We start from the raw sequence: 3,142 nt of genomic DNA on the forward strand, positions 1-3,142 counted from the left end.
TAGCTAATTTAATAAGAGAAGCTTTAATTGACAGTAAAGAGGTTTTAAATCTTGGTATAGAGATAATTGGATTTTCAATTTTGGCGATAAGTCCAAATAAAGAGACAGCGAGGGCTCTAGAAGCAACAGCAAGAGAAGAAATCTTGAAAAAGGCAGACGAGGCGATTTACGAAAGAAGAAATTCATCAATAGAGCAAGAGCGCATCGTCAAGGAAAACGAGCTTAACACAGAAATAGCAATAGAAGAAAAGAGAAAACAAATCCAAGAATCACAATTAGAATCAAAACGACTAAAAATGGAAAAAGAAAATAAAATGAAGGACGAGGAGCTTGGATATCAAACTAAGCTTGAAGAAAAGAGAAAGGAATTTATCAAGCTTTCAGTAGAAAATGCAAAAGAAGAATCAGACTCAAAGGCTTATCAATTTGCTGCAATGATGAAGGTGTTCAACGAAATGGATCCAAACGTTATACAAGCATTGGCTACTATAAATATGGAACCTGAAAAATTAATAGCAGGAGCATTCCAACAGCTTGCAAATAAAGCAGATAAAATAGGTGAGCTTAATATTTCTCCAGATTTACTTCAAAGCTTAATGAAGGGCAGAAATTAGCAGTAAAAAATTGTAGGAGGGCAGATACATGAGAGATGACAATAAAAAAATCGTTCTAGTAAAGAGAAAAACTAGACTTGAAAATTTAATCCACAAATACAATACAGAAGGACAAGTCAAATTTATAATAGAGCATTCAGGAGGAGATTTTATAGACTATAAGTTAGAGGATAAAAGATATAAGGAGACTTTAGCCAAAATAACATCTGAATTACAAAAAATAGCTCGTGTACAAGTCTTAGATAGAGACTACATTTCAAACTATATCTTCGCAAAAGATGATATAGTAGTCGCAGTAGGACAAGATGGATTAGTAGCAAATACATTGAAATATCTAGACAGTCAACCTCTAATAGGAGTAAATCCCGATCCTATGAGATTTGACGGTGTACTGCTTCCTTTTAAACCAGACGATGTAGAGATAATAGTAAAAGAAGTATTTGACAACAATAGAAGCTTCAAGGAAATAACTCTAGCAAAGGCTACATTAAACGACGGTCAATCTCTTCTAGGAGTAAACGATATATTTATCGGTCAAAAAACTCATGTGTCAGCACAATATATTTTAAATCAAAACGACAAAAATGAACGTCAATCTTCAAGCGGCATAATTGTATCGACAGGTTTAGGTTCTACAGGATGGTTTAAAAGTATTTTAGCAGGGGCATCAAAAATATCTACAGGATGTTCAGGAAGAGAGGTTAGACTTAGACAAAGAGAAGAATTTAAATGGAATTCAGATTTTCTATACTATACAGTTCGCGAGCCATACCCAAGTAAATGGACATCAGATACTATGGTATTTGGGAAAATCGATAAAACAAATTCTTTGAAAATACAATCTTTAATGCCAGAAAATGGAGTGATATTTAGCGATGGAGTAGAAGAGGATTACATAGAATTTAACTCTGGAAATGAGGCGGTTATCTCAATTGCCGACCATAAAGGATTACTTATAGTATAATATTATAAGCAAGGTATATGAATTCATATGCCTTGTTTTAATATATAGTACATAAAATTGTGGTATAATAAAAATATACTATAAAAATATTTTTTTATAGACTTATTTGAGATAAGTTAATGAATTTTGTGATAGGGGTTAATATAAATTATGATAAAAGAAAAATTAGTAAGACCAGTTGTCAAAACATTAGTAAATAACAATGCGCTTGATAGAATAGAAGAGGATATGATGCCTTTAAAAAGATTAATGGCATATTATCAGTGTGCCATTATGGAGGTCGAGACAAAATTTAAGGTACTAAATCAAGAATTTTCTCTTGAATACGATAGAAATCCAATAGAAACAATAAAAACAAGGTTAAAGTCGACAGAAAGTATAGTGAAAAAATTAGTAAAAAGGGATTTTCCACTTACAGTTAAATCTATAGAAGATAATTTAAACGATGTAGCTGGAGTCAGAGTGGTATGTTCTTTTGTTGAGGATATATATTTGTTGGCGGATTGTTTACTGCAACAAGATGATGTTAAATTGATTCAAGTTAAGGACTACATAAAAAATCCTAAGCCAAATGGTTATAGAAGTTTGCATTTAATTGTAGAAATTCCTATCTTTTTGAAAGAAGAAAAGAAAAATATGAGGGTAGAGGTGCAGCTTAGAACTATAGCGATGGACTTTTGGGCGAGTTTAGATCATAAATTGAGCTACAAAAAAGACATCCCAAAGGAAGAAGCTGAATTATTGAGAAAAGAATTATTGGAATGTGCAAATATCAGTGCAAACTTAGATGTACGTATGGAGGAAATAAAAAACAGAATTGTAAATAAATAATATAAAAAAATAAAAGCCAAATAGGATTTGACTCCCATTTGGCTTTATTTATGTGGATAAAAATTTATTCCATTATATCTACATCTTCACCTTTTAAGATTTTGTTGATATTTCTAACTGCGCACATCTTACCGCACATAGTACAAGTGTCTTCGTTTTCTGGCTTAGATTCAGCTCTATAGCGTCTTGCTTTTTCACTGTCTATAGCTAAATCAAACATTTTTTCCCAATCTAAGTCGCGTCTAGCTTGGCTCATTTGGTTATCCCAATCGGCAGCTCCCTTTACTCCCTTTGCGATATCGGCAGCATGTGCAGCTATTTTAGATGCTATTATACCTTCCTTTACGTCTTCTAGGTTAGGTAATCTAAGATGTTCTGCAGGAGTTACATAGCATAGGAAAGAAGCTCCATAAGTTGCAGCGATTGCTCCACCTATAGCAGATGTAATATGATCGTATCCTGGTGCGACGTCTGTTACTATAGGTCCTAATACGTAGAAAGGTGCTCCGTTACATATAGTTTCTTGGATTTCCATATTTGCTTTTATTTGATTAAGTGGCATGTGTCCTGGTCCTTCTATCATAACTTGAACGTCTTTTTCCCAAGCACGTTTAGTTAATTCACCTAGAGTTACTAATTCTTCTATTTGAGATATATCTCCAGCATCGTGGATACTTCCAGGTCTGCAAGCATCTCCTAAGCTTATAGTTACGTCGTATTCTCTACAGATATC

3 protein-coding genes and 1 pseudogene are annotated in these 3,142 nt (G+C 33.3%); 3 read left to right on the forward strand and 1 reads right to left on the reverse strand.

The genetic code is table 11. The annotated features are described in order from the left end of the window. The 3 genes and pseudogenes from MR593_RS05600 to MR593_RS05610 form a co-directional block, all read left to right on the forward strand. Positions 1-614 (forward strand): annotated as a pseudogene (locus MR593_RS05600) (SPFH domain-containing protein); the annotation flags it as partial. Between the two features lie 28 nt (positions 615-642). Continuing rightward, positions 643-1,578, forward strand: a complete 936-nt coding sequence (locus MR593_RS05605; protein ID WP_290690645.1) for a sugar kinase — start codon at positions 643-645, stop codon at positions 1,576-1,578. Positions 1,579-1,728: 150 nt separating this feature from the next. Next, positions 1,729-2,409 (forward strand): GTP pyrophosphokinase, encoded by a 681-nt coding sequence (locus MR593_RS05610; protein ID WP_290690646.1) that lies wholly within the window; start codon positions 1,729-1,731, stop codon positions 2,407-2,409. Between the two features lie 64 nt (positions 2,410-2,473). Here MR593_RS05610 and MR593_RS05615 read toward each other — a convergent pair. Beyond that, on the reverse strand, positions 2,474-3,142 hold a 669-nt coding region (locus MR593_RS05615; RefSeq protein WP_290690649.1), incomplete at its 5' end, for a phosphomethylpyrimidine synthase ThiC.

It is taken from the genome of Intestinibacter sp. (assembly GCF_022780145.1).
Taxonomy (GTDB): Bacteria; Bacillota; Clostridia; order Peptostreptococcales; family Peptostreptococcaceae; genus Intestinibacter.